Origin of the sequence: Streptococcus sanguinis (assembly GCF_003943735.1) — a bacterium.
Classification (GTDB): Bacteria; Bacillota; Bacilli; order Lactobacillales; family Streptococcaceae; genus Streptococcus; species Streptococcus sanguinis_E.
This window is the reverse complement of record NZ_RJMV01000003.1, coordinates 117,516-136,939: the sequence shown is the minus strand read 5'-3', so window position 1 is coordinate 136,939 and position 19,424 is coordinate 117,516. Positions and strand designations below refer to the sequence as shown.

At 44.1% G+C, this 19,424-nt stretch carries 13 protein-coding genes; 4 read left to right on the top strand and 9 right to left on the bottom strand.

The genetic code is table 11. The annotated features are described in order from the left end of the window. Nucleotides 1–6: 6 nt before the first annotated feature. From uvrB to D8877_RS04960, 3 genes are all read right to left on the bottom strand, one after another. On the bottom strand, nt 7–1,995 hold the full coding sequence (gene uvrB / locus D8877_RS04970; RefSeq protein WP_125341403.1) for an excinuclease ABC subunit UvrB: 1,989 nt from the start codon (nt 1,993–1,995) through the stop codon (nt 7–9). A gap of 161 nt (nt 1,996–2,156) precedes the next feature. Continuing rightward, nucleotides 2,157–3,104, bottom strand: coding sequence for a CPBP family intramembrane glutamic endopeptidase (locus D8877_RS04965; RefSeq protein WP_125341402.1), 948 nt, complete (start codon nt 3,102–3,104; stop codon nt 2,157–2,159). Nucleotides 3,105–3,180: 76 nt separating this feature from the next. Further along, the gene (locus D8877_RS04960) at nt 3,181–4,116 is read right to left on the bottom strand and encodes a CPBP family intramembrane glutamic endopeptidase (RefSeq protein ID WP_125341401.1); all 936 of its coding nucleotides are present in this window, start codon (nt 4,114–4,116) and stop codon (nt 3,181–3,183) included. Nucleotides 4,117–4,311: 195 nt separating this feature from the next. Between D8877_RS04960 and D8877_RS04955 the strand changes: the two genes are divergently transcribed. Together D8877_RS04955 and D8877_RS04950 are read left to right on the top strand one after the other, a co-directional pair. Next, nucleotides 4,312–6,480 (top strand): ABC transporter substrate-binding protein/permease, encoded by a 2,169-nt coding sequence (locus tag D8877_RS04955; RefSeq protein ID WP_125341400.1) that lies wholly within the window; start codon nt 4,312–4,314, stop codon nt 6,478–6,480. Further along, a complete protein-coding gene (locus D8877_RS04950) occupies nt 6,480–7,220 on the top strand; it encodes an amino acid ABC transporter ATP-binding protein (RefSeq protein WP_002895249.1) in 741 nt (246 codons plus the stop codon). The genes D8877_RS04955 and D8877_RS04950 overlap by 1 nt, the downstream gene beginning before the upstream one ends. 57 nt (nt 7,221–7,277) lie before the next feature. On the opposite strand, the gene D8877_RS04945 is transcribed toward D8877_RS04950, so the two are convergent. The 6 genes from D8877_RS04945 to D8877_RS04920 form a co-directional block, all read right to left on the bottom strand. Next, entirely contained in the window at nt 7,278–9,056 is a 1,779-nt protein-coding gene (locus D8877_RS04945; protein ID WP_125352604.1) for a serine hydrolase domain-containing protein, read from the bottom strand. A 64-nt stretch (nt 9,057–9,120) separates the two neighbouring features. Continuing rightward, entirely contained in the window at nt 9,121–10,902 is a 1,782-nt protein-coding gene (locus D8877_RS04940; protein WP_125352602.1) for a serine hydrolase domain-containing protein, read from the bottom strand. A gap of 33 nt (nt 10,903–10,935) precedes the next feature. Further along, the gene (locus tag D8877_RS04935) at nt 10,936–12,720 is read right to left on the bottom strand and encodes a serine hydrolase domain-containing protein (protein ID WP_125352600.1); all 1,785 of its coding nucleotides are present in this window, start codon (nt 12,718–12,720) and stop codon (nt 10,936–10,938) included. A gap of 102 nt (nt 12,721–12,822) precedes the next feature. Then, nucleotides 12,823–13,635, bottom strand: coding sequence for a CPBP family intramembrane glutamic endopeptidase (locus D8877_RS04930; RefSeq protein WP_125341395.1), 813 nt, complete (start codon nt 13,633–13,635; stop codon nt 12,823–12,825). Between the two features lie 219 nt (nt 13,636–13,854). Beyond that, nucleotides 13,855–15,645: a serine hydrolase domain-containing protein gene (locus tag D8877_RS04925; RefSeq protein ID WP_125341394.1), complete on the bottom strand. Its 1,791-nt coding sequence runs from the start codon at nt 15,643–15,645 to the stop codon at nt 13,855–13,857. Between the two features lie 113 nt (nt 15,646–15,758). Beyond that, on the bottom strand, nt 15,759–15,950 hold the full coding sequence (locus tag D8877_RS04920; RefSeq protein WP_124766133.1) for a hypothetical protein: 192 nt from the start codon (nt 15,948–15,950) through the stop codon (nt 15,759–15,761). Between the two features lie 618 nt (nt 15,951–16,568). Between D8877_RS04920 and D8877_RS04910 the strand changes: the two genes are divergently transcribed. Beyond that, entirely contained in the window at nt 16,569–18,101 is a 1,533-nt protein-coding gene (locus D8877_RS04910; protein ID WP_125341392.1) for an ATP-binding cassette domain-containing protein, read from the top strand. Nucleotides 18,102–18,191: 90 nt separating this feature from the next. Next, nucleotides 18,192–19,400, top strand: a complete 1,209-nt coding sequence (locus tag D8877_RS04905) for a DNA helicase UvrB (RefSeq protein ID WP_125341391.1) — start codon at nt 18,192–18,194, stop codon at nt 19,398–19,400. Nucleotides 19,401–19,424: the final 24 nt, after the last annotated feature.

The window sequence follows — 19,424 nt, the reverse complement described above, 5'->3', positions numbered from 1 at the left end:
TATCCCTCAATCCATCGCCTTTATTTCCAAAATCATATCGCGAATCTGTGCCGCCAGTTCGAAGTCGAGAAGTCCGGCAGCTTCTTGCATCTGACCTTCCAGCTTCTTAATCATGTCCTTGCGCTCTTGCTTGTTGAGGCTTTCAATTTCGACAGTTTCGTCCTTGTCTGGCAGGGCAGCCTTGGTCACACTGATTAGGTCGCGGATTTCTTTCTTGATAGTCTGCGGTACAATGCCGTGCTCTTCATTATAAGCCATCTGGATTGCCCGACGGCGGGCAGTTTCATCGATAGCTCGCTGCATGGACTGGGTCATGGTATCCGCATACATAATCACATGCCCCTCACTGTTGCGGGCTGCCCGGCCAATAGTCTGGATAAGACCGCGTTCATTGCGAAGGAAGCCTTCCTTGTCCGCATCAAGGATTGCAACCAGACTAACCTCGGGAACGTCGATTCCCTCGCGCAGCAGGTTAATCCCAACCAGAACGTCAAAGACACCCAAGCGCAGGTCTCTGATAATCTCAGTCCGCTCCAAGGTCTTGATATCCGAGTGCATGTACTTGACCTTGACACCCATTTCCTTGAAGTAGTCGGTCAAGTCTTCAGCCATTTTCTTGGTCAGGGTTGTGATAAAGGTACGTTCATTCTTTTCAACACGAGCATTGATTTCGCCCAAAAGATCATCAATTTGCCCCATGGTTGGGCGGACTTCCACCTCTGGATCCAGAAGCCCTGTCGGCCGGATAATCTGCTCAATAACGGTATCCGTCTGTTCATTTTCATAGTCTCCCGGCGTAGCCGATACATAGACAATCTGGTGAACATGGCTTTCAAATTCTTCTCGGCGCAGCGGACGGTTGTCCAAGGCAGATGGCAAGCGGAAACCATAATTAACCAGCATCTCCTTACGAGAGCGGTCGCCATTGTACATACCCCGAATCTGTCCCATGGTCATGTGACTCTCGTCAATCATAATCAAGAAATCGTCAGGGAAAAAGTCCAGAAGGGTATAAGGCGGCTCTCCTTCACTTCGACCATCCATATGGCGAGAATAGTTCTCAACACCGTTTGTATAGCCCATTTCACGCAGCATTTCGATATCATACTCTGTGCGCTGCTTCAAGCGCTGGGCTTCCAGAAGCTTGCCTTCCTTCTCAAAGATAGCAAGTTGTTCCTCCAGCTCAGCCTGAATTTTGGCAATCGCCACTTCCATGTGGTCTTCATTGGTTACGAAGTGAGTAGCTGGGAAGATGGCCAAATGGTCCACCTCACCCAAAACTCGGCCTGTCAAGGCTTCAACCTCACGAATTCGGTCAATCTCATCTCCGAAAAACTCCACCCGAAAGGCATGCTCATCCCGAGAAGCAGGAAAAATCTCCACCACATCACCACGAACCCGAAATTTCCCCCGCTGAAAGTCAATGTCATTGCGCTCAAACTGGATATCAACCAAATCATTAAGCAGCTTGTCACGGGAAATCTCTAGGCCAGGACGCAGGCTAACTACACTATCAGAGTATTCCTTAGGCGAACCCAGACCATAGATACAAGAGACCGAAGCCACGACAATCACGTCATTGCGCTCCAAGAGAGCAGATGTCGCTGAGTGACGGAGCTTGTCAATTTCGTCATTGACCGAGCTATCCTTTTCGATATAGGTATCGCTAGAGGGGACATAGGCCTCAGGTTGGTAGTAATCATAGTAGGAAACGAAGTATTCCACCGCGTTATTGGGGAAAAATTCCTTGAACTCACCATAAAGCTGGCCGGCCAGCGTTTTATTATGGGCAATAACCAGTGTCGGCTTGTTGACCTGAGCGATAACCTGACTCATGGTATAGGTCTTACCAGTACCAGTCGCTCCCATGAGAATCTGGGCCTTCTCGCCCCCTTCGATATTATCCACTAGCTGCTCGATAGCCTGGGGCTGATCTCCTGAAGGCTCGTATTTGGAAACCAATTCAAATTTATTATCTGTTATTCTGTTAATCATCTTTTATTCCTCAAATTGTGCTTCTATCATTTTACCATATTTACCCTATTTTCTCTGGATTTGGGTATAATTAAGAGTCTCATACTTCTACCATCTTCTGTCCCTTGTCACGCATCTCGTTAAAAGACATAAAAAACGCCCAGTTCAACTGGGCGAAATGGTTATTTCTTAAAGATCAGCGCCTGAGGCAGGCGATTTTCTTTTTTAAGTGACCAGTAGAGATAGGCAATGCAGCCAATCAGAACGATACTGGCAAAAATAGATCCTTCAGCTCCAAACGCTCCACCAGACAGAAAATCCACAGAAGATTGCGAGCTATAGTTCAAGATTGAGGCAGATGCTCCTTGACCACTGACCTGAATGCCATAGATATTTCCTTGCACAAAATTCCAAGCGCCGTGCATACCAGCCAGTACCCACATATTGTCATACTTGAGCATAAGGAAACAAGCAAAGATACCGTCTAGTATGATATTTACAATAGAAAGAACGGTCACACCAGGGTTAAAGAGGTGCAATGCCCCGAATAGAGCACTGGAAATCAAGATACCAATGAAGATATTTGACTTAGCGCTAACTGCTGGAAAGAGCCAACCACGCGTCACTAGCTCTTCTGTCCCACCTTGAAGAATCCAGAAAGGAATGATAGCTAGGACAAAAATTAAAGACTGCAAGCTAACCTGACCAAATTTCAGACTGCCTGTCCCCGTTGCCAAGAGCAAGACAACAACCAGTGAAAACTGAACGGCTCCAATAAGGAAGCCTTTGAGGAGATTTTTGAACCAGTCTTGTTTATAGAATCCCAAACTAGAAAAAGGACGCTTCTCACGATACCGAACCCAGAGAAAGACTGTTAGGGCGATAAAAAAGAAAGTAAATAGTTCAAAAAATAGACTATAGTGACGGAAAAATTCCATAAGTGCTGCTTGGCCTCCAGCGGGGTTTGTCGCACGGAATAAAATACCAATAACAAGCCCAATCGGAAACATTCCGAACATTCCAGCAAAACGACCTACATAAACAAAACCAATAGCAATCAAGATAGCCAACCAAATCGGCGGAATATAACGCGATTGCTTGATAGCATCCAACATACGAGATTTAAACATATACACATTCCTTTCCTTGTTTGAATTTATTATAGCATATTATTTTAGGGCGAGCAAAAGAAAGCTGTTCGCACAGTTATTCTGTCTTTCCCACTAATTCTGTCAAACTACCGTCTTTTTTCATCTTGATAAGCAAGTAAAAAACGGCCAGCAAGAGAATGAGCGAGCTAAAGATAGAGGCTTCGGCACCGAAAGCTCCACCAGTTAGCCAGCTCGAATCCGTCTTAGGTATAAAGTTCAATACTGCAGCGTCAACTCCAGTACCACTAACGCTGAAACCATAGATATTTCCTTGAGTAAAGTTCCAAGCAGCATGAAGTCCTATAATCCCCCAGACATTGTCCGTCCGGAGCAAATAGAGACTTGCAAAGAGGCCAAATAAGGCAATGTTAAGAATGGGAAGAATGCCAATATCTGGATTGCCTAGGTGCAAGAGGGCAAAGAGCAGGCTTGAAGTCAGCAAACCGATGGGTAGGTTGGTCTTTTTGACAGCAACTGGCAGCAGCCAAGCCCGTGTCACTAGCTCTTCTGCTCCACCCTGAATCATCCAAAGCGGAAGCAAAATCAAGATATAGAGAAAAGGTTCCAGTGTCAGCTGTCCCCATTCGAAAGAGCCAGCTCCGCTCAACAGCATAAGCAGAGCGACTAAACTAAAGAGAAGAAAACCTACTGCAAATCCTTTGACTAGCTCCACCAAGCTTCCTTTTTTGACAAAGCCTAGAGTCGCGAGCGGCCGTCCTTCAGCCCAGCGCACCCAAAGAAAGAGAGCCAGTATCATAAAAACAAAGCCAAACAAAAGAAAAGGCAGCGCAAAATTGAAGAAGATTTCAAAGAATCCACCTTGACCTAAGAAACCTAACATAAGACTAAGGATAGCCGAAATTGGCTCCAAAGCCCAATAAGCTAACTGCTGTCCTCCTTGCACGAAAATAACTGCCAGCAAAAGAGACAAAATATAAGGAGGAACAAAGCGAGCTTGATTGACCCCCTCCAAGATACGTGATTTTTTCATAAGAACCTCATTCTATCCTTGCTTTTATTCATTTCCAGTATAGCAGACTTTGCATTAAGAACAAAGAAAAGTTACGGTTCTTCTTACAAAAAACACAGAGTTCATATGTTAGAAAACCTAACATAAAAATAGGAGAAATTTGCCTAATCAGTGTTTTTTTGCTATAATGCTAGAATGCTAAAAAGGAGGAAGAAAATGAAGAAAAAATTCTTAGCAGTCTTGCTAACATTATTTCCATTTTTTGCGTTAGGGGCGACAGCCCAGGCAGATACGGTCAAAATCGTATCCGATACTGCTTACGCACCATTTGAATTTAAAGATTCTGATCAGACTTACAAGGGGATTGACGTTGATATCATCAACAAGGTCGCAGAAATCAAAGGCTGGGACATTGACATGAGCTTCCCGGGCTTCGATGCAGCTGTCAATGCCGTCCAAGCTGGCCAAGCGGACGCTATCATGGCTGGTATGACCAAGACAAGCGAGCGTGAAAAAGTCTTTACCATGTCTGATACCTACTACGACACCAAGGTCGTTATCGCGACGACCAAGGCAAACACCATCAGCAAATATGAACAGCTGAAAGGGAAGAAAGTCGGTGTCAAAACCGGTACAGCTGCCCAACGCTTCCTTGATAAGAACAAGGATAAGTACGGCTACACTCTCAAAACCTTTGACACGGGCGACTTGATGTATAACAGCCTCTCTGCTGGTGATGTAGATGCAGTGATGGACGATCAGCCTGTCATTGAGTACGCCATCAATCAAGGACAAAACCTGAAAATTTCTATGAAGGGTGAGGCTGTTGGTAGCTTTGCTTTCGGTGTCAAAAAAGGCAGCAAGCACGAGCACCTAGTTACTGAGTTTAACGAAGCTTTGGCCCAGATGAAGGAAGACGGCAGTCTGGATGAAATCATTAATAAATGGACGGCTTCTAAAGGCAGCTCTGACTCAGCTGTTCCAGAGACTTCTACTCCTGCCGGTCAAAAAGCTACTCCAACAAAAGACAAATACATCATTGCCAGCGACTCATCTTTTGCTCCTTTTGTCTTCCAAGATGACAGCAACCAATATACTGGTATTGACATGGAGCTGATTAAGGCTATTGCAAAAGACCAAGGCTTTACTGTGGAAGTAACCAACCCTGGCTTTGATGCAGCTATTAATAGCGTTCAGACAGGTCAGGCTGATGGAATTATCGCGGGCATGTCTGTCACTGATGCCCGTAAGAAAACTTTTGACTATTCTGACCCTTACTATACAGCCAACTCTATCTTGGCAGTCAAGGACAGCAGCAATATCAAGTCCTACGAGGAACTCAAGGGCAAGACCGTCGGTGTCAAAACCGGTACCGCTTCTCAGACTTTCCTTGAGGAAAACAAGAGCAAGTACGGCTACTCTATTAAAACATTCTCAGATGCAGCTTCCATGTATGACAGTCTCAATACTGGCTCTGTCGCAGCTGTGATGGATGATGAGCCCGTTGTCAAATACGCTATCAAACAAGGCAAGAAGCTTAAAACACCTATTGAAGGTACACCAAGCGGCAAAGTCGCTTTCGCAGTCAAAAAAGGCAGCAATCCTGAGCTGATTGAGATGTTTAACAATGGACTGGCCAACCTGAAAGAAAGTGGCAAGTACCAAGAGATTTTAGACAAGTATCTGGCTAGCGAGGAAAAGGAATCCACAGTAGATGAGTCCACTATTTGGGGCTTGCTGCAAAACAACTACCAAGAACTGCTTAAAGGTCTGGGAGTGACGATTGCTTTGGCACTGATTTCATTTGCAATTGCTATGGTTATTGGGATTATCTTTGGTATGTTCAGCGTCAGCCCTTATAAACCGCTGCGCTGGATTGCAGAAATCTTTGTTGATGTCATTCGTGGTATTCCATTGATGATTGTGGCAGCCTTTATCTTCTGGGGTATTCCTAACCTAATCGAATCCATGACTGGTCAACAAAGCCCAATCAATGCTTTCGTTGCAGGAACCATCGCCCTCTCTCTCAATGCTGGCGCCTATATCGCAGAAATTGTCCGTGGAGGTATCCAGGCCGTTCCAGTTGGACAGATGGAAGCTAGCCGCAGCTTGGGGATTTCCTACTCCAAGACCATGCGCAAGATTATCCTGCCACAGGCAACCAAGATTATGTTGCCAAACTTTGTCAATCAGTTTGTCATCGCACTCAAGGATACAACAATTGTCTCAGCTATTGGACTGGCCGAGCTCTTCAAAACGGGTAAGGACATCATCGCCCGCAACTATCAGAGTTTCCGGATGTATGCTATCCTAGCTGTGCTCTATCTCATCATTATCACACTCTTGACCCGCTTGGCAAAACGCTTAGAAAAGAGGATTAAGTAATGGCAAAATTAAAAATCGATGTGAATGATCTTCATAAATATTACGGGGAAAACGAAGTCCTAAAGGGGATTACTGCTAAATTCTACGAGGGCGATGTGGTCTGCATCATCGGTCCTTCTGGATCTGGTAAGTCAACCTTCCTACGCAGTCTCAACCTTCTAGAGGAAGTGACCAGCGGAACCATCACGGTTGATGGCTTTGATTTGACGGACAAAAAGACTGACGTGGATCTGGTCCGTGAAAATATCGGTATGGTCTTCCAGCACTTCAACCTCTTCCCGCACATGACCGTTCTGGAAAATATTACCTTTGCTCCTGTTGAGCACAAGCGCTTGACCCAAGACGAAGCAAACAAGCTGGGTATGGAGCTTTTGGAAAAGGTCGGCTTGGCTGATAAAGCTGATGCTAGTCCAGACAGTCTGTCTGGCGGGCAAAAGCAACGGGTAGCTATTGCTCGCGGTCTGGCTATGAATCCAGACATCATGCTCTTTGACGAGCCTACTTCTGCCCTTGACCCTGAAATGGTCGGCGATGTTCTCAACGTTATGAAGGATCTGGCACAGCAAGGTATGACCATGCTGATTGTGACTCATGAAATGGGCTTTGCCCGTCAGGTAGCCAACCGCGTTATCTTTACCGCTGATGGTGAATTCCTAGAAGACGGCAAGCCTGACCAAATCTTTGACAATCCACAACATCCACGTCTTAAAGACTTCTTGGACAAGGTGCTGAATGTATAAAACCAAACGAAGAGCCAGCTTATATGCCGGCTCTTTTCTTGTTTCAAAATTTTTAAACTAGATCACCCACCATTGGTAAAGTGACCAGTAAAGAATATTAGCTACTATGGCGAGGGCGGATAGACTAGTCAGAACCGTCAAGAAGAGGCGGCCTTTTCTGAGACCCTTTTGAGCCTTGCTAAAGAGCGGATAAACCGCACATCCTGCTAAGAATAGGCCCAGTCCTGCAAAGACCATATAACGCCACTGAGAGATGATACTGAGATCCGTAGCGTTGAAGCTAAGCAGGAGCAACAGTAAATTGCAAGCTACGGTCACTACTCCTGCAGTTGTTAAAATGTGCCACCATTTCCAAGCTCGATTTTGCTTGCTTTTCACCTTGCCAAAGGCCAGTCGATAAAGGACCAGCGCAAGCCGCATAAGTAGATTGACCAAAGCATAAACAAGACTAAGAGCAGCCAAAGCAATCAACCCAAACTTAGTCCAGATTTCCCAGTCAGGGAGTCTCTCCAAATCACTGACTGGAGTAGCAATTCTCGTTTTGCCATTTCCACTTTTATAAATAGTCCAAAACAAATGATCCATTCGCTCCGAGGACGGCTTCTTCATATGAAGCATATTACCTGGAAAGAGCTGGTACAAAGAGAGCGGACCTTGGTTAAAATTCCGAAGAATTTGATAATAGCCTGGTTCGAACTTTTTCTGAGTTTCTGCACTGGCTGTCGGACGTTTTCCGAAAATCAATTCTGGCATGCCACCATTATAAATTTCTTCCAAGCCTTGATTGGTCATGATTACCTGCCCGATACCATTCTTCAGATCCAGCCGAAGAAAGCTGGAAAAACCATTTGTATTACCGCCGTGTCCTAGCACTGTAACGGCAAATTCACTAGCCCAGAAGCCATGAGCATTACGAACGATATCTGTACCAGGATAATACGAAGTGCCAGTGTATAGTTTGTCCCAAGTCTCTGACCGAGCAAAGAGAGTTTTTCGACTTAGCAGGGCCTGAGCAAATTTTTGCAAATCACTCAATGTTCCTGTTGCCCGACCAACTGGATACAGGCCGACTTCATAAAGAGCATCGCCTAACAGGCTGCCATCTGCCGCATATCCTTTTACTTGCTTGCGCTTGGCTTGGACATAAGCATTGTCGGACAAGTCTTGAGCTATGGCTGTTCTCTCCATTCCCAGAGGCTTGAAGATATGCTTATGAGCATAATCAACAAAGGATTGCCTCGAAATTCGCTCCACAATATAGGCAGCCAATCCAGTACTGTAGTTGGAATAAGCTGTCGTTGTACCTGGCTCAAAGGACTGAATCGGCTGATATTGGAGCAGCAAGTCCTCTAAACTCTTATCCCCTTGCATATAGAGAGGGGCTTCGTCAAAGCCAGACTGATGGTTCATCAGATTCAACATAGTGATGGGCTTGTCGTAGCGGAGATTTCTGAGAAAGCCCTCTGGCAAATAGGTGCGAATATCTTCTTCTAGGTTAATCTTGCCCTCTTCCCAGAGCTGCATGACAGAGACCCAGACAGTTAGTTTGGTCACGGACCCCCATTCAAAGACACTATTGTCATCCGTTTGGAGTCCTTTTTCTTTATCCATAAAGCCAAAATTTCCTTGATAGATAGTGCCTTCTTTGTCAAATACCGCCGTTGCCATGCCAGCTGTTGTCTTTTCGTGCTCTTTGACATAGTCTTGGATTTTCTGACCAATTTTGTCTCGTTCCGTACCAGACGGCAACTTCTGCTCTTCAGCTAGCGCGGTGGCTGGGCGAAAAAGCCCCAATGTTAAAATAGTTAAAAGTGTGAGAATAAATGTTTTTTTCATGCGATTCTCCTTTGCAGAATTATGCAGACAAAGCCCACCTTCCCAAAGGAAGACAGGCAACTTATCACATCACCCACCACTGGTAAAGCGACCAGTAGAGAATATTGGCTACGATAGCGAGTGCAGATAGACTAGTCAGAACCGTCAGGAAGAGGCGACCTTTTCCGAGACTCTTTCGAGCCTTGCTAAAGAGCGGATAAACCGCACATCCTGCTAAGAACAGGCCCAGTCCTGCAAAGACCATATAGCGCCAAGATTGAACAATTGAGTAATCCTGATTTATGGCAGCCAGTAAAAGCAGAATGAGATTGCCAGTAAACAACAGCATTCCTAGAGAAGTCAGGAAATTCCAAATCTTCCAAGAGCGAGGAGCCGAACTTTTTGCTTTACGCAGGATGAGACGGAAACCGCCAATCAAAGAACTAATCAAGACATTTCCCAAAGCAAACACGAGCGCCAGAGCTCCGAGAAACACGACTAGATAATGCCTAAAGAGAACTGAATCAGAAATCCTTTCTGCATTAAGGACACCGAATTCGAGGCGGTCAGCACCTTGGCTTCGGTCAATAGTCCAGAAAGTGCTTAGCAGATCCGGCTGATCTGAGACTTTGTTAATCTTTTGGATGGCCCCGGGAATCATGAGCATGAAGGACAGTGGCCCCCTATTATAGCTTCTCAGATAGTGGTAAGAGCCAGACTTGAATTGCTTTTTAGTTGCTTCGCTGACAGTCTGCATCTTGCCAAATATCAGCTCCGGCATTTGAACATTGTAAACTTGTTCATACAGTTGATTGGTTAAGATGACTTGGCCGATGCCATTTTTCAGATCCAAGTAAAGATAGCTAGAAAAGCCATCAGCATTACCACTGTGTCCCAGCAAGGTAACACCGTAGTGACTGGCCCAAAAGCCATGAGCATTACGAACAATATCCGTACCAGGGTGGGTAGAGGTTGTTGAGTAAAGCTCGGTCCAAGTTTCTGGACGATGAAAGAGCGTCTTACGTTCCAGCAAGGCCTGGGCGAATTTCTGCAGGTCTCCTAGAGTCCCCACAGCCCCTCCGACTGGGTACATCCAGAGCTTAAATGGTGTATCACCCAAGAGCTTACCTTGGTCATCATAGCCCTTGTCCTCCTTGCGCTTTTCCTGTACATAGGCATTGTCCGATAAGTCAGGCAAGATAGCAGTACGATCCATGCCCAGCGGCTCAAAAACATGCTCATGGACATAGTCTGCATACTTCTGCCCAGATATCCGCTCCACGATATAAGATGCTAAAGCCGTGCTGAAGTTAGAGTATGATGTCGTCGTACCCGGCTCAAAGGACTGAATAGGCTGGTAATCACGGAACTGCTCTTCCAAGTCGCTCTTGTCTCCCTTTTTGTAGAGTGGCATTTCATCAAAGCCAGCCTGATGGTTCATCAGATCCAGCATGGTGATAGGCTTATCGTAGCGAAGATTGCGGAGAAAGCCTTCTGGCAGATAAGTTTTGATGTCTGCTTCTAGGTCGATTTTGCCCTCTTCCCAGAGCTGCATGACCGATACCCAGACCGTCAGTTTAGTGATTGAAGCCCATTCAAAAACACTGTCATCGTCAACTTTGACTTTGTTTTCCTTATCCACATATCCAAAGTTTCCCTTGTAGATGGTCCCGTTTTTATCAAAGACAGCGGTCGTCATTCCGACAGTTGTCTTTTCATGTTCCTTGACAAAACTTTCGATTTTTTGACCGATTTGGCTGCGCTCCGTGCCAGAAGGGAGCTTCTGCGAGTCAGCTAAAACAGCGCTCGGTCGGAAGATTCCTAGCGTCAAAATGGTTAAAAGAATGATTAAAATAGATTTTTTCATGAGAGACTCCTTTGTGCAATGGATCTGCGCTTATTACAGACCCCACCACTGATAAAGTGACCAATAGAGAATATTGACAACGATAGCTAGAGCTGACAGACTAGTCAAGACAGTCAGGTAGAGTCGGCTCTTACTCAGCCCTTTTCTTGCCTTGGTCAGAAGTGGAAAGACTGCACAGCCAGCCAGAATCAATCCCAGACTGGCAAAGACAATATAGCGCCAGCTAGCTAGAAAGCTCAGATCGTCGGTAGCAAATGTGTTGAAGAGGAGGAGGAAGTTTATAGCCACACCTACTCCAGCTAAAGAAGTTAGGTAAGTCCAGATACGAAGAGGTTTTGGTGTTTTAGATTGACCTTTTTTGAAGACCAATCGGAAGAGATCCAGTCCGCCCCGTGCTAAAAAGAGAATGATACTGAAAACAATTCCGGCTGCCGCTGAAATAAGCAAGGACCAGTCTTTCAGAATCTCGCTATCTTTGACTCTGAAGTTGTCGCCATAGGAAGCTGTTACCTTAGTCTCGTCTCCACTACCGCTGACTACTGAAAAATTCTGAGTCAAAAGCGGATTGTCCTTGGATTTCTTCACAAACTGAGTGTAAAGTAAGATTCTGGAGATAGACATAGGACCACTGGCAAAGGAGCGAGCAGATCGGTAATTGCCAGACTGGAATTTGTCAAAGGTGGCTGAGTCCGTCTTTTTCTTAGGTCCAAAAATCAAGGCTGGCATTTCATAGTTATAAACCAACTCATGATCTTGATTCGTCATAACGGACATACCTATACCATTCTTCAAGTCCAGCAGAATATAAGATGAATAGCCAATCGAGTTTCCGCCATGGCCAACAAGCGTCGTACCGTACTCCCGTGTCCAAAAACCGTGCATATTGAGCGGCATGTCCGTTCCTGGATAATTCGAGGTTGCTGTGTAAAGGGTTGTCCAAGTCTCAGCATGCTTGAAAAGCTTTTCTTTCTTCAAAAGCGCTTGGGCAAACTTCTGGAAGTCAGCCAAAGTGGAGACAGCATTCCCCGCTGGGTAAAGCCCAAGATGGAAATAGCTAGTTCCCATAGATGTCTGACCGTCCGCCCGATAAGAGATCTGCTCCATCCGCTTCTGGTAAATCTTTGGATTTTCCTTAAAGTCGGCTGATAGAGCAGTGTCTTTCATCCCTAGTGGTTGAAAGATATGCTCATGGACATAGGCCGAGAAGTCCTGACCGGAGATTCTCTCAACGATATAGGCTGCCAGACTAGCTGAAAAGTTCGAGTAGGCTGTCATGGTGCCTGGTTCGTAAGACTGTTCTGGCTGATTAACTGCCAGAATCTCCTCAATAGACAAGCCCTTATCTTCCTTGTAGGCGTGGGTAGACTCGCCAAAGCCGGCCTGATGGTTCATGAGGTCTGTCATAGTGACGGGCTTGTCGTAGCGCAAAGTCTTCATAAATCCCTCTGGCAGATAGGTGCGAATGTCTTCGTCAAGGTCAATCTTGCCCTCTTCCCAGAGCTGCATGACGGAGACCCAGATAGCTAGTTTCCCTACTGACCCCCATTCAAAGACACTACTGTCGTCGGCTTTAATGCGTTTTTCCTTGTTCATATAGCCAAAACTACCTTGGTAAATAGTCCCGTCCTTGTCAAAAACGGTTGTTGCCATACCAGCTATCGTCTTTTCATGTTCCTTGACAAAGTCTTGGATTTTCTGACCGATTTTGTCACGGTCCGTACCAGACGGCAGCTTCTGTTCTTCAGCCAAAGCGGTAACTGGCCGGAAAATTCCTAGAGTTATAATCGTTAGAAGCGTTAGAATAAATGATTTTTTCATAGCATTTCCTTTCTGTTCAACTCAAACATTCACATAAGCTAAGTTCAGATAATTTGTGCAGTCTCCTTTCAATTTTAGAATCAGCTTATTCTTGTTTTTTAATCATGAATTTTTCGTCTCCTTATCCGCCCGATACCAGAGATAAATACTGTAAAGGGTCAGAATGCCCAAGCCGCCAAGGTAAAAGAGGAAGTTGACCTGAGAGAAATCAAACTTATCAGCTAGGTTGATGCCGACAAAGGTTTCTATCAGAATATCTAGCAGGGCATGGAAAACCATACAGGCAAGGACAGATTTCGTCTTCTTATGCAGTGCAGCAAACCAGATGGACTGGACTATAGTTACAATGATATAGACTAGAAAGGGATTCTGACTTCGATCATAAAAGCGGTCATAAAACCAGAGAGGAATATGCCAGCAAGCCCAAGCTAGTCCAGTTATCGAGGAGGCGATAAACATAGAGAACTTCTTTTCCAAAGCCGGCTGCAGAAAGCCTCGCCAGCCAGGCTCTTCCATGCCACCAGCCAAGGTCATAAGGTAGATAAAGGAAGCAATAAATGAAAGCAGAGCTCCGTCTACTAGCTTGCCTCCGGAAGCTAATGCAAAAGTCACTGCCAGACTTCCACTGAAGAGTAGGAGATAGAGCCAAGTCCCTTTCTTGCTTGAGAAGATAAAGGAACAAATGGCTTTGAAGCCTTTTATTTTCAGCACTATTAGGCTTGCTATCACCGGTCCGAACATACTGAGACTCGTTAGGAGGCCTTCCAGAGCCAGATAGAGTATAGGTGGATTTTCTGGCCAGAGATTTTTGAGAATGATAGCTAGAAACATAAATCCCCAAGTCCAGCCGAAGTTCCAGGCTAGGAACGGCCAGACTAGTTTTGGTTGTGGTTCTATTCTTGTTTCATTGGTCATAGGATTTTCTCCTTTAAATGGTTTGATTTTATCTGCTTGCTTTTTGTAGTCTGATAAGGTCCTTAATTTTTTGCCTCGTTTAGCCGCGCTCTGCATAAAAGACAGCTATTGTACTTCAGTTCCTGTTGAAAAATCACTAACCTTAAGATTGTAAAAAGAATTAATCAAACGGTTTACCTCATGAGACAGTCCATTCCCAAAAAGAAAGCGGGAAAATAATCAAAATGCCCACCACTGGTAGAGCGACCAATAAAGAATGTTAGCTACAATAGCGAGAGCAGATAGACTCGTCATGATTGTCAATAAGAGCCGACCTTTGCCAAGTCCCTTTTTAGCCTTACTCAAGAACGGGTAGATGGCACATCCTGCTAAGATTAAACCTAGAACTGCAAAGACTATATAAGGCCATATGCTATAGGGGTAACTACGATTACTTGCTAGAAAAGCTGCAACAAGGCCATAGAAATTTAAAGCCACTCCTACTGCCGCTAAAGAGGTCAGATAAGTCCAAATCCGAAGTTTCTTAGGTGTTTTAGGCTGGCCTTTTTTGAATACCAATCGGAAAAGATCTAAACCACCCCGTACCAAAAAGAGAATGATACCGAAAACAATTCCGACTACCGATGAAATAAGCATGGCCCAGTCTGCCAAAATTTCGCTATCCTTGACTCTGAAATAACTTCCATAAGGAGTTGTCACCTTGACCTTATCTCCGCTGCCACTGACTACTGAAAAATCCTGACTCAAAAGTGGATTGTCCTCGGATTTCTTGACAAAACTAGTATAGAGGAATAAGCTTCTAGAGATAGACATAGGACCACTGGCAAAGTAGCGAGTAGATCGGTAATTTCCAGACTGGAATTTGTCAAAGGTGGCTGAGTCCGTCTTTTTCTTAGGTCCAAAGACCAAAGCCGGCATCTCATGGTTGTAGACGAATTCGTGTTCTTGATTCGTCATGATAGTCATACCGATGCCATTTTTCAAGTCTAGCAGGATGAAAGAGGAATACCCCAAGGTATTACCGCTATGGCCGACAACAGTCATGCCAAACTCTGTAGCCCAGAAACCGTGCATATTGAGCGGCAGCTCTGTCCCTGGATAGGTCGAGGTCACTGTGTATAGGGTCGCCCAAGTCTCAGCTCGCTGGAAGAGCTTCTCTTTCTTCAAAAGCGCTTGGGCAAACTTCTGAAAGTCAGCCATGGTAGAGGCAGCATTTCCCATTGGATAGAGCGCTGAGTATAAATAGGCAGTCCCCTTCGAAGTCTGACCATCTGCACTATAGGACAAGGCCTCCATTCGCTTCTTATAAACCTTAAGATTATCCTTCAAATCTGAAGACATAGCTGTATCATTCATCTCTAATGGCTGGAAGATATGCTCATGGACATAGGTAGAGAAGTCCTGTCCGGAGATTCGCTCGACGATATAGCTCGCCAAACCGGCAGAGAAGTTTGAGTAGCTGGCCATGGTGCCGGGTTCGTAGGACTGGGTTGGCTGATTATTGGCTAAGCTTTCCTCAATTGTCAATCCTGTCTCTTCCTTAAGGCCCTGAATTGACTCGCTAAATCCCGCCTGATGGTTCATGAGATCAATCATAGTGATCGGCTTGTCATAGCGAAGGTTTTTTAAAAATCCCTCTGGCAGATAGGTGCGGATGTCTTCCTCTAGGTCAATCTTTCCCTCTTCCCAGAGCTGCATGACGGAGACCCAAACCGTCAGCTTGGTAACCGATCCCCATTCTAAAACGCTGCTATCATCCGTTTTGACTTTCTTTTCCTTGTTCATATAGCCAAAGTTTCCTTTGTAGATGGTGCCATCCTTATCAAAGACCGTTGTCGCCAAACCAGCTGTTGTTTTTTCATGTTCCTTGACAAAACTTTCGATTTTTTGACCGATTTGGCTGCGTTCTGTACCAGACGGCAGCTTCTGCTCCTCAGCCAAGGCAATAACCGGCTGGAAGAGCCCTAGAGTTATAATCGTTAGAAGCGTTAGAATAAATGATTTTTTCATAGCATTTCCTTTCTATTTAGCTTCAACAATCGCATAGGCGATACTTCTGTATACCATTCGGATAAAAATTCTTAGCATATCTTTCTCCTTTCTTAAGCAATGATTTGCATCATCTAATCAAAAGTTACTGCTTCTACAGCCACTCTTGTCGCATCATCTTTCTTGACATGGTCCTGAATTTTTTGGCTAATCTGAATGACCGCCGTGTTAGACTTCAAAGATTGCTCCATCGTCTTAGCTTGAGGCGTTTTTACTAGTCCTAAGCTTAGGACTGTCAAAAGCCAGAGAAATAAAGTTTTTGGCATGGTTTCTTACTCCTTAGATACAATTTAAAATGACGACTGGAATCTATCCCATTCCAGCTCTTCTTATCTTTTACAAATTTTAGGCCTATTTGTGTAATCATTTTATATATATAATTTTTATATACAAGACGATTATATATAATTTTCTGGTATATGTCAAATTTTTATATAATTAAAAAATTATATATTAAAATCAGCTTAAAAGCCTTGAAATCAATATTCTTAGAGAGTTTATAAAAATTAGCTCCAAAATCTTTTAAAAAATTTTTATTTATTTGAAAGCGCTTGACGAATCTGCTATCTTTTGCTAGACTTAAGACAGAACTATTTCGGAGGTACACGGAGACATGAAAAATTAAGTCTATTTTTTAAAGGAAACTTTATTTAGTAGATTTTGTCATGTTTCTGCATATCCGCGGGATGTTCATTTTTTTGTGCTTTCTAGCTTCTATTTGCTTATCTTTAGATCAATCCTGTCACTTCTTTGACAATACAAGCTGGAACCCTATAGATGAATTATCCTACTGGGGCACTCCTGTGTCTGCTTTGTGCAATCAAAAACAGCTCTGCTAAATAAAGCAGGGCTGTATTTTGTGTTGTAAAACAAAGGAGACATCTATGCTTCAAATAAGAAACCTAACGATAACCCACCTAAAAGACCTGAAGGAGTTAGTCAAAGATTTGTCACTGACTGTTAATCAAGGAGACAAGGTCGCTATTATCGGTGAGGAGGGCAATGGCAAGTCCACCCTGCTCAAGCTCCTGCTAGACGAGCGACTGGTCAGCTCCTATGTCAGCTACAGCGGACAGATTGATAAGTCCTATACTGCTGCTGTCTACCTGCCCCAGCAGTTGCCTTCAGAAGATGCCCAACTGACGCTTAATGACTATTTCTTTGCTGATTTTGAGACAGAGCTGGACTATGCCAAGCTCTACCGCTATGCTGGAGAGCTCAACTTTGACAACCAGCGTTTTGCCAGTCAGCAGCAGCTCTCTAGCCTATCTGGAGGAGAAAAGCTTAAAGTCCAGCTTATCAAGAAACTAGCCAGCGATTGGGACATTCTCTTTCTTGACGAGCCCTCCAATGACCTTGATCTCGAAACTCTGACTTGGCTGGAAAGCTTTATCAGCCACAGCCAGAGAACGGTTCTTTTCGTCTCTCACGACGAGCACTTTCTCGCTCAAGCTGCGACCAAGATTGTTCATCTGGAACGAATAAAAAAGAAGCAGGAAGCTAGAACCAGTGTCAAGAGTCTGGACTATGAAAATTACCGCCATCAACGTCAGGAGGCTTTTGAAAAACAGGGGCAACTAGCACGAAAAGAGCGGGAAGAACATGCCAAGACCATGGAAAAACACCGACGGGTTAAGCAGAGTGTGGAGCATACTTTACGAAACACCCATGACGCTACTGCAGGTCGACTGGTGGCTAAGAAGATGAAAAACGTCCTCTCGCAGGGCAAACGATTTGAAAAGGCAGGCGCTGAAATGACCGAAATTCCGACACAGGAAGATGTCATCAGCCTTCACTTCTCAGACATAGAAGCTCTGCCATTGACCAAAAGAATCCTCAAATTAGAAGGAATGAAACTGGAAAAAGACGAACGACAACTGGCGGAAAACCTGACTCTGGAGGTCTGCGGCCAGGAAAAAATCGGACTGATTGGTGCTAATGGTGCAGGAAAATCCACTTTGCTTAAAGAAATATGGAAGATCCTGCGTGAGCGGACAGATATGCGGGTCGGCTACATGCCCCAGCATTATGGAGACATGCTGGCTGATGAGAGCAGCCCTTTGGACTTTCTAGCTCCCTTTGGCGACAAGTCCCATGAGGAGAAAATCCTGACTCATCTAGCCAGCCTCCAATTCACGCGCGACGAGGCCCGCCACCCGATTGGGCAGCTTTCCGGAGGTCAAAAAGCAAAGCTCCTCCTGCTTAAACTAGTCCTAGACCGTCCCAATGTCCTCCTGCTGGACGAGCCAACCCGCAACTTCTCTCCCACCTCCCAGCCTCAGGTTCGCCAGCTTTTAGCCACCTATCCTGGCGCCATTATCACTGTCTCCCATGACCGTATCTTTCTCAAAAAAGTCTGCCAGAAGATTTATCGACTTACGGAGACAGGGTTGGAGAAAGTTGAACTTGAAAAGTAATTCCAAAATTTTCTTCACTATCTTTATTGACTACTTATGGTCACTTCCTTTATAATGAAGATAGTTTCATAGAAAGTTCAGGTTTTAAACATGGGAGATATCATAAATATTGCTGCTGAAAACACACTTAACAAAAAGGAGATTTTTAACGAACAAACCCAATTCGTTGAACTCACAGATCAGATACTTTTACAAACTCGTTCTGAAATTGAACAACCAACTACAATGAAGTTACCAATTATTGAATTGTCAGAATTAGGAACTACTGTAGCTTCTCTTATCCCTAATTTGACAAAAGTTGTCCAAGGAAATAATGGCGAAAAAGCCTATCGCATTGTTAATAAAACTACTGGCGATACCTTAAAAAAGGCAAAAAATGGTAACTACTGGGGAGCTCTGCGAAAAGCAGATGGAGGCTCGAAATTTGTCCAACTTCAAGAAATAAGTGAACTTGCAAATGAAGGATTGATGATTCAACCACAAGTTATCATTGTCGCTGCACTCTTATATTCTGTTGAGAAAAGATTAGACAATATTGTTGAACTTGAGAAACAAATTTTATCATTTTTAGAAACCGAAAAAGAGTCCTCAATTGAAGCCGATGCCGAGACATTGATGGATTTAATTAGGAAATATAAGCATAATTGGGACAATAGCCACTTCGTCTCCAGTAGCCATAAAATGGTAATGGATATTCAGAGAAGTGCGAGACAGCAAATGACTTCCTACCAAAAAAAATTAGAAGAAGATTTAAAGTCTAACCCTCTTCTTATCATCCAATCAGAAGTTTCATCAGCTAAGAAAAAAATTAGTAAGAAATTTAAATACTACAGCTTATCTCTATACACCTATTCACTGGCATCTTATATCGAAATTATGCTCAGTGGAAATTTAGCTGAAAAAAATATATTATCTATCAAAGAAGAAATCGAAAAACTTTCTTCTGCCTATTCTGCCATGTTTACAAAATGTCTAAATTATTTAGAAAAAATGAGCGAATCCTCTATTGAATCCAATGTATTGAAAGGTGTAGGAGAAGCAAGCAAAGCAATAGGCGGTTTCTTAGGAAATATTCCTTTTATCAAGGACAGCCCTGTAGATGAATTTCTCCAAGACGGCGGAGAAGAGCTAAATAAAAGCGCAAAGAAAATGGAAAAAGATATAATTAAATCATTCAAAAAATTAGAAAATGCTAAAACATCTGTTTTTATTGATAGGCTCAATGAACTGAACCAAATCTACAACCATACATCAGATGTATGTATAGACAATGAGAATATTTATTTTATTGTTTCATAGTACTATAGTCTATAAGCAAAAAGA

Bases quoted from the DNA above. Each gene is read 5' to 3' on its own strand.
- uvrB (WP_125341403.1), bottom strand. From the start codon at position 1,995: ATGATTAACAGAATAACAGATAATAAATTTGAATTGGTTTCCAAATAC.
- D8877_RS04965 (WP_125341402.1), bottom strand. From the start codon at position 3,104: ATGTTTAAATCTCGTATGTTGGATGCTATCAAGCAATCGCGTTATATT.
- D8877_RS04960 (WP_125341401.1), bottom strand. From the start codon at position 4,116: ATGAAAAAATCACGTATCTTGGAGGGGGTCAATCAAGCTCGCTTTGTT.
- D8877_RS04955 (WP_125341400.1), top strand. From the start codon at position 4,312: ATGAAGAAAAAATTCTTAGCAGTCTTGCTAACATTATTTCCATTTTTT.
- D8877_RS04950 (WP_002895249.1), top strand. From the start codon at position 6,480: ATGGCAAAATTAAAAATCGATGTGAATGATCTTCATAAATATTACGGG.
- D8877_RS04945 (WP_125352604.1), bottom strand. From the start codon at position 9,056: ATGAAAAAAACATTTATTCTCACACTTTTAACTATTTTAACATTGGGG.
- D8877_RS04940 (WP_125352602.1), bottom strand. From the start codon at position 10,902: ATGAAAAAATCTATTTTAATCATTCTTTTAACCATTTTGACGCTAGGA.
- D8877_RS04935 (WP_125352600.1), bottom strand. From the start codon at position 12,720: ATGAAAAAATCATTTATTCTAACGCTTCTAACGATTATAACTCTAGGA.
- D8877_RS04930 (WP_125341395.1), bottom strand. From the start codon at position 13,635: ATGACCAATGAAACAAGAATAGAACCACAACCAAAACTAGTCTGGCCG.
- D8877_RS04925 (WP_125341394.1), bottom strand. From the start codon at position 15,645: ATGAAAAAATCATTTATTCTAACGCTTCTAACGATTATAACTCTAGGG.
- D8877_RS04920 (WP_124766133.1), bottom strand. From the start codon at position 15,950: ATGCCAAAAACTTTATTTCTCTGGCTTTTGACAGTCCTAAGCTTAGGA.
- D8877_RS04910 (WP_125341392.1), top strand. From the start codon at position 16,569: ATGCTTCAAATAAGAAACCTAACGATAACCCACCTAAAAGACCTGAAG.
- D8877_RS04905 (WP_125341391.1), top strand. From the start codon at position 18,192: ATGGGAGATATCATAAATATTGCTGCTGAAAACACACTTAACAAAAAG.